Source organism: Dapis brunnea BLCC-M229, from assembly GCF_050015995.1.
Classification (GTDB): Bacteria; Cyanobacteriota; Cyanobacteriia; order Cyanobacteriales; family Microcoleaceae; genus Trichodesmium.
In genome coordinates this window covers 1-7,188 of the sequence record NZ_JBNHEP010000040.1, presented here as the reverse complement: position 1 = coordinate 7,188, position 7,188 = coordinate 1, and the positions used below count along the sequence as shown (strand labels likewise).

Sequence of the window (7,188 nt, the reverse complement as noted above, 5' to 3'; positions counted from 1 at the left end):
GTTTTAAACTGGGAGCTTCCAATACTTCTCGAGATTTTTCTACCTCTACATTCTTCTGAGGTATTTGTTTTAAACTCGAAGCTTCCAATACTTCTGGAGTTTTTTGTGTCTCCCCATCCGACTTAATTTCTGAAGATTTTTCTACCTCTACATTTTTCTGAGGTATTTCTGGTGCAGTATCTTCTGCAACTCCTGGAGACTGAGGAGTAATTAATGCAAGTAGATGCTCTCGCCTTTGAGCAGCTAGATCGTAACCAGGATTAATATTTAGTGCTTCTGTGTAATCTGCAATAGCTTTTTCATAATCTGCACTTGTCTCATACACAAAACCCCTATTGTAATAACTATCAGCATCATTAGGATTAAGTCGAACTGCCTCGGTAACATCAGCGATCGCCTCCTGATGAGAACCCATTTGAGAAAGAGCTAAACCACGATTATTATAAATATTGCTATTACTAGGGTCAATTTTAATTGCTTCAGTGTAATCAAAAATTGCACCCTGATAATCTTCCATTTGATGCTTGGCCACGCCTCGGTTGTAGTAAATTTCAGCGTTACTAGATTCAATTTCTATTACTCTGGTATAATCAGCAATTGCATCCTGATAATTTGCTAATTGATAATGCGCTACAGCACGCTCATAAATAGCTGTAATATCATTATCTTCTATATCAGATTGATCGTTTATGATTTTATTGCTATAATCAGTTTGAGTATTTTCCATTTTTATTGCTGTATTATCTCAATAAACATTGAATCTTATCATTATATATTATCCTCCCGGAGATTAATCCAAGAGCATAATTTTATCTAGAAAAAATTATGTATCAGTCAATCTTACCTGAAAATAGACTCATGTAGTTACTTTAGGTATACAAAATTTAATATAAGTTTTCATTTTGTTGTAATTTAGGTAAAAAAATTATTGACAGGTGAGAGTGACCCCAAATTTAATACTCAAAGATTGGAATTAAATATGTATAATTTTAGACAAATGCGAAACTAGGGTTACTGATATAGGAGTTAAATTAAAAATGATGGTTTTGTGAGTTAATCGGTATACGCTTCCAATGTCTAACGCAAGGTGCTAAAGTAATTAAATCTTCAATATTACGGTACATTGTAGTGCAAATAGCATCCAAAGGTAAATCATTAGGATCGTAACCGAAAGGATTTTCTATTTCTAGAGCAATTTCTTCAATTCCAAAGACAGTAAAACTGACTAGAGCAACTACTATACCTGTCCAAAAATGAAATTCATTTACTATTTGAAATGGCAATGATAGACAGTAAATTAACAATAACTGTCTCAGATGAATTGAGTATGCTAAAGGAATAGGAGTCTTTAAAATTCCTTCACAACCTGTCAAGGCTTCAACCATTCTATCCAGTAACTGAAACATCGCAGTAAGTTGATAAGGATTAATACAACCACGTTCATATTGATGCTGGAGATAATCACTAATCAAAAAAGCAATATGAATAGGAGGATGATTCATTTTTTTTAGCTTTTCATACCAATCTTTAGGCATATATCCCTCTAATTCTCTATTTACATTCTCACCGCGCAAATGTAATTTACCAGCAATAGCAAAAGCTACTAATAACCGCATTATTTCCTCTTTTGATTCTCTATCTGCTGGATTATTTTCTTCAACTGCAACCCAAATTTGTCGTGCAAAATTCCGAACTGTATTAACGATAACTCCCCATAACTGCCGACCTTGCCAGAATCTTTCGTATGCTGTATTTGTTCTAAAAACTAATAGTAAACCTAACACTAAACTAGGAACAATACTACTTTTTGTCGGCAAAGTAACAGGAAAATTTAGGTAGTAAAGTAGAGAAATAAGAAAACCAAATAATCCACAGAATGTCACCCTAAAAATAATAGCGGGAATAACGGAATATTGCATTTGCAAAATAACTGTTAACCATTCCCGCTTTTCTCGATAGTAACTGTATTTTACTCTGTTTGTAGACATATTAATTTAGCAAAATTAGATACATAGGAGTAATCTGTATATTCATAGACACCTATAGCTGAAGTAAGAGAGGGGAGCCGTCGGATTGGCGACGTACAGAAGTCAGAAGTCAGAAGTCAGAAGTTAAATTCTTGGTGTGACTAAATTTAATAGTTTGAGAATATCCTAATAGTAATGGCGACTGCTATAAATTAATTTTACTGTCCTTTTTCTACAAGATAAAGGTAGGCATGAAAAATGATAATTTTTGGTTAAAATTTAGTAGATATAGTTTTAAGCATTCAGCTATCAGCTCAAGTCAAAACTCTTGGTTGTAAAGGATTTTAATTTTATCAATTTCCTAACACTTTTGACAAAGAAAGTCAAAAGTTAAAAGTAAGAAAAAAAGGAAGGATTAATGAAAGTAAAAAGTTCAAAGTCATGCACCAAGATTTTATAGGGTCAAAACTTTGAGGCGCTTAGTAATTTCAGGAAATTATTTCACATCTAAAGTTTGAAACTATTTTTCATTAATGGATAATTGATAATTACCTCTGGTTAAAATCGAGAGGATTGAATATAAGGAATATTTTCTTTTCTCTTGGTCGATTGGATATGGCGTTAGCGGAGCGGCTCTGCAAGAGCGGGAGACCTCGCCATCCCATCCTAACGGACTGCTCCGCAAACGACCGCTTTTTCCCCTTAAAAGGGGAGGCTTTAAACCTGAATTATTTAATTATTAATTCTTGAATTACCTATTTGTAACATTCTTTTTTCAAATTGCTATTAGAACTCAGAAGTTAAATTTGCAGCACGGACTATATTTGATAATTTGAGAATATCTTAACAGTAATTGCTGCTATAAATTTATTTAGATATAGTTTTAGCGATACTTGAGAATTGGAGTTTAGTCTTTTAAGACCGCAGTTATTTTTTGTTTAGTTTGCTATATGAATAGATATAGCAATCCCATTAGGGTTGTGAATTACAAATCATTTAGAATTGCTATATACCTAAATAATAGTCTGGGTAATATTTCAATTATTTTGAATAAAACCAATTTTTCGTTTAGGTTTTTCAGGTTATAACTTTGGCAAAACTATCAAAAGCAAACTAATTTGCCAAACATTTTGCATCAATTTAACTGGTTCTCCATTGTTTGTAAATCCATGAAACATAATCAAACTAGGATCGCAGTAACTAATGTCTGATCCGAAATCCGGTATAGGTGCACCCGTTATATCTCGCCCTGTAGAGACCTTGCATGCAAGGTCTCTACAGGGTTTTTGCGGTTTACTGAAAACTGGTCTTTTTCAACCGGATTTGGTATGATACATGAAAATTTATGTTTTCACCAAATGATACAAGTTTTACCCCAACTTCATGCTCAGTATCTAAATTACTGTAAAACTTTTCCATTTCTGAATGAAGTTGTTTTGCTAAGTTACTAGCACAATTAGCACGGGAAAAATCAGCAAGAAAATTTGTTTATTCAGCAACTTTTAGAGCGCTTTCATCAGGATATAGAGTTTGAAATTCCATAAATTATTTTTAAAATAACAACATATTAAAATCAACAATTTGAAGAAAGAAGCAACTGCAAAAAATGAGTATAAATTCCCAAAGCAAAAGTAGAAAAATCTTCACCAGAAAGAGTTGTTTTTCTCTTTAGAGAATTTGTTGTAAATATTTCCTCGAATAATATATAACCAGACTAAAAATTTGTTATTTTGACGATAGAAAGCAATCTCTAAAATCCCTGAGATTGATTTCTTCCACTCCTTTCCAGTCGCAATTACTTAGGGTTTGCTTATGGAAAGTATGAGTGGTAGGGGTAGGAGACACGAGACTGGAGACACGAGACTGGAGAAATGGAGATTATAGAGGAGGTAGTCGTAAAAATTGTCCCTTGATTTTTCTGCCATAATCATCCCAAAATACTAGCATGCATGAGCTTTTTGGACCGAAACAGGCGCACTTTTTTCGACCAAAAAAGGCTCAAAGCAATATCTGTCAGTGCTTTGATATTTAATCAGCAAGCCCTACTTACAATTACAATACTAAATCATTGGTACAGATATTCCCTCGAATAATATAGAACCAGACTGAAAATTCGTCATTGCAACAATAGGAAGCAATCTCTAAAACCCATGAGATTGCTTCCTTACACTCCGTTCCAGTCGCAATGACTTACAATTAAAATACTAAATCATCCGTTGATATAGCTTCTATCATCTGAAGTAATTATTCATTATCCATTATCCATTATCCATTATCCATTATCCATTAATCAACGGATATCATACCCGAACAAATTCGGGTCAACTTCTCCTAACTTCAAATCATCCAACCCATACTCTCCCCAACGTCTATCCACCATTGCCGCTACATCCGGGTCAGACTCCAAAGTTGCACCCCATTCATGGTCAGTCTCCGGCGGAATTTTTGTCGTCGCATCTATTCCCATCCTACCGCCCAAACCAATTTTCTCACTGGCAAAATCTAAACTATCGAAAGGCGTATTGGGCAAAATAAACACATCCCTAGAAGGATCTACTTTAGAACTAATTGCCCAAACTACCTGACGCGGGTCGCGAATATTAATACTCTCATCCACTACAATGACAAATTTTGTATAAGTAAATTGTGGCAAAGCACTCCAAAAAGCTAAAGCTGCTCGTCGTGCTTGACCGGGATATGCTTTCTTAATAGAAATAACCGCAGCTTTGTAACTGAGCGCTTCCATCGGTAGGAAAAAATCCACAATTTCTGAAACTTGCTGCCTGAGAATAGGAGTATAGATCCGATTCAGAGCAATTGCCATCATTGCCTCTTCTTTCGGAGGTCTGCCACTAAAAGTCGTTAAATAAATAGGGTCTTTCCGGTGAGTCATGCAGTGAAATCTAATCATTGGGGAATCTTCGACTCCACCATAATAACCCATGTGGTCGCCAAAAGGTCCGTCCGGCAATACTTCCCCAGGAGTAATAGTACCTTCGAGAACAAATTCTGAATCTGCCGGCACTTCCAAATCTAGAGTTTTGCACTTATTTAATTTCACACCCGAACCACCATAAAGTCCGGCAAATAACCATTCCGATAAATCTACAGGAATAGGAGTAGCTGCCGCCATAATAATTAATGGATCTACTCCCAGAGCGATCGCTATCTCCAACTTTTTCCCATTTTCTGCTGCCTTCCGTAGATGTCGCGCTCCACCACGCACTGATAACCAATGCACGCTCATAGTATTACGAGACTGTAACTGCAACCGATAAACTCCCACATTCGGAGTACCTGTTTCACAATCTTTTGTAATCACTAAACCAAGAGTGATAATTTTACCTGCGTCTCCAGGATAAGGGCGAATCATCGGAATTTTGTTTAAGTCAAGAGCATCCCCTTCAATAACGACTTGTTGACAAGGGGGAAAAAAGTCGCGCCCTGGTTTTGCTTTGACTACATCAAACAGAACTTTACCAAATTCCACTGCTTGAGAAATCTTTTTTGGTGGTTTGGGTTGTTGCAGCATTCCCAATTTTTTACCCAAGGTTTCCAACTCCTGGGGTTTTTCCATATTCATTGCCCAGCATACTCGTTCTTCTGTACCCAACAAATTTATTGCTAGGTCGTGGTCAGACCCTTTAACGTTTTCAAATAGCAGAGCCGGACCGCCCTTTTGTAGCATCCGGTTACAAATTTCTGCTATTTCTAGGTCAGGGTCAACTAAGGCTTTAATTCGGCATAATTGTCCCCGGTCTTCTAAAATTTTTAGGAATCCTCTTAAATCGCGGGCCATAATTTTATTAATTTTTGTTAAACAATGATTATGGTATCACACGAGTCAGAACTCAGGAGGTACAAAGAAGTTTTTTTGGTAGTGTCTTAAGGAAGAGGGGGAAGTTTACAAAGGTAGGTTTTTGAGTTTTGATATCAAACAAGTGTGGGGAATATGGCGAAAGGTAGAAATTAAGAACCATAAATTAATTCTGGTAGTCCTGCATAGTAATGGTGAAGATGTATATTTTTTTGGTGGTGCGTCAAGGAAGTGTGGGAAGGTCTGGGTAGGAGGACGCTTGAAAGTAGGAGGAATAATTGTACCTGTATTTTTCTGTGCAAGTCTTTCTTTCATCCTAACTTTTTGGTCTTAAAGGCTGAATTCTTTGCACTTTTTTCCAGACAAAAATCCTAAAAACTTTATATATCAGTGCTTTTAGATTAGATTTGCCAGCCCTAATTATACCAATTCCCACGCATTAGTGGTATACTTGGACAATACTTCAGTTATTAACTAATTAACACAAGCCAAATCATTTTTTTGCTAATTTTAGCTATGTTAATATTAATTATTATTATTTTTACTTCTCCCCCACTCCCCTACTCCCCTACTCCCTTGCTCAACAAAATGTAGAAAAGTTTTTGAGAAGTAAGTCCCATTAATAAATTTGATAGGTATCCTGCTGACATTGAGATACCAATATCTGATAAAAATTCTCGAAGTTTACCTAGGGTCATATTTCCTCCATAGTACAGGCTCATGACTAATGCTTTGACTCCTGGACCAAATTCTCCTTCATAACCTCTTGGTAAGGCTGCGGTGGAGGTTTTACCTAATAGACGGAGAATAGTATTTTTCCGCTGCGTTACAATACGTTATCTGTTTTTAGTAAAATGTCTTGAATAATTACTTCTTCATAACCTTTAAACTCTGCATCTGCTGGTAGCTCCTCCTGAGGATAGAATACTATTTCTTCTCGGTCTACTTTTATCAAACGTATGCGACGCTTCACAGCCGTGACACGAACCTTCTATTTCTGCCTTGCTTTATCTATCAACAAGGCTGGCTGACTAATTTCAGCTTTCTCCATCTTGGCTCGATCGCTATTGGGGTGGGAATTATATCTGGAACTTGATTTCTGGCAGTAGTCTTGATGATTTGCTAAGTAGTCGAAAATTGAAAAAATGAAAATCGAAGGAGACTGAAAGCTTTGTCTCACAAGCCTTGTAGAGTTCGTGTTAATTCCTTAGCGTACAATATTCCCGTTTTGGCACAGTCTCCCCTAGATGCCAATTTCAATCCTATCCATTAAGACCAATAATATTACTCCAAGGATTGTTACCAGTAATAATCGGACAATTGCCGAAAAGTGCAATGATTAATGGTTAAAACGTATCCACTCAATATGATGGGGTAGGGAATGATTATAACTGCCAAGACCAA

General features: G+C 36.1%; 7 protein-coding genes. 1 reads left to right on the top strand and 6 read right to left on the bottom strand.

Going from position 1 to position 7,188, the window contains the following annotated elements; translation table 11 throughout:
* The 4 genes from ACP6PM_RS03650 to ACP6PM_RS03635 all read right to left on the bottom strand — a co-directional run.
* Positions 1–727, bottom strand: a 727-nt coding sequence (locus ACP6PM_RS03650) for a tetratricopeptide repeat protein (protein WP_426581944.1), incomplete at its 3' end; no start/stop codon positions are given.
* Between the two features lie 304 nt (positions 728–1,031).
* A complete protein-coding gene (locus tag ACP6PM_RS03645; protein ID WP_426581942.1) occupies positions 1,032–1,988 on the bottom strand; it encodes a bestrophin family protein in 957 nt (318 codons plus the stop codon).
* 1,061 nt (positions 1,989–3,049) lie between these two features.
* A complete protein-coding gene (locus ACP6PM_RS03640; protein WP_426581964.1) occupies positions 3,050–3,172 on the bottom strand; it encodes a DUF6173 family protein in 123 nt (40 codons plus the stop codon).
* Between the two features lie 1,085 nt (positions 3,173–4,257).
* Positions 4,258–5,766 carry a UbiD family decarboxylase gene (locus ACP6PM_RS03635; RefSeq protein WP_426581940.1) on the bottom strand — a complete coding sequence of 503 codons (1,509 nt, stop codon included), beginning with the start codon at positions 5,764–5,766 and terminating at the stop codon, positions 4,258–4,260.
* 121 nt (positions 5,767–5,887) lie between these two features.
* On the opposite strand from ACP6PM_RS03635, the gene ACP6PM_RS03630 reads away from it, so the two are divergent.
* The gene (locus ACP6PM_RS03630; RefSeq protein WP_426581938.1) at positions 5,888–6,118 is read left to right on the top strand and encodes a hypothetical protein; all 231 of its coding nucleotides are present in this window, start codon (positions 5,888–5,890) and stop codon (positions 6,116–6,118) included.
* A gap of 226 nt (positions 6,119–6,344) precedes the next feature.
* Here the strand turns inward: ACP6PM_RS03630 and ACP6PM_RS03625 are convergent, their stop codons facing one another.
* Entirely contained in the window at positions 6,345–6,482 is a 138-nt protein-coding gene (locus ACP6PM_RS03625; RefSeq protein WP_426581936.1) for a hypothetical protein, read from the bottom strand.
* A 128-nt stretch (positions 6,483–6,610) separates the two neighbouring features.
* Complete coding sequence (locus ACP6PM_RS03620; protein ID WP_426581935.1) at positions 6,611–6,757, bottom strand: hypothetical protein; 147 nt, start codon at positions 6,755–6,757, stop codon at positions 6,611–6,613.
* Between the last annotated feature and the right edge of the window lie 431 nt (positions 6,758–7,188).

Bases quoted from the DNA above. Each gene is read 5' to 3' on its own strand.
- ACP6PM_RS03645 (WP_426581942.1), bottom strand. From the start codon at position 1,988: ATGTCTACAAACAGAGTAAAATACAGTTACTATCGAGAAAAGCGGGAA.
- ACP6PM_RS03635 (WP_426581940.1), bottom strand. From the start codon at position 5,766: ATGGCCCGCGATTTAAGAGGATTCCTAAAAATTTTAGAAGACCGGGGA.
- ACP6PM_RS03625 (WP_426581936.1), bottom strand. From the start codon at position 6,482: ATGACCCTAGGTAAACTTCGAGAATTTTTATCAGATATTGGTATCTCA.